Consider the following 294-nt stretch of genomic DNA (forward strand, 5'->3'; position numbering starts at 1 on the left):
GCTTTTGAGCAGTTCCTGGAAGCCCATGCTTTCAAAGTACGGGAAACCCACGCTCGACAGTTTGTGCCATGGGTGGTTAGGGTCCAGCTGACGCTGGAAGCTCCAGACCACGTCGTCGGCGGTCATGTCGCGCGTCGGCTTGAAGTAATCGGTGGTGTGAAACTTGACGCCTTTGCGCAGGTGGAACGTGTAGCTCAGACCGTCTTCGCTGATGTCCCAGGAATTGGCCAGTGCCGGAATCACTTCCGTGGTGCCCGGCTTGAAGTCAGCCAGACGGTTGAAGATCGTTTCAGC

The 294-nt window shown here is 57.1% G+C and carries 1 protein-coding gene; it reads right to left on the reverse strand.

What is annotated here, in order from left to right; translation table 11 throughout:
* A partial coding sequence (locus tag BK660_RS30530; RefSeq protein ID WP_259698553.1) for an ABC transporter substrate-binding protein occupies positions 1-294 on the reverse strand: 294 nt, incomplete at both ends.

The organism is Pseudomonas brassicacearum (assembly GCF_003732265.1).
GTDB classification, from domain to species: domain Bacteria; phylum Pseudomonadota; class Gammaproteobacteria; order Pseudomonadales; family Pseudomonadaceae; genus Aquipseudomonas; species Aquipseudomonas brassicacearum_D.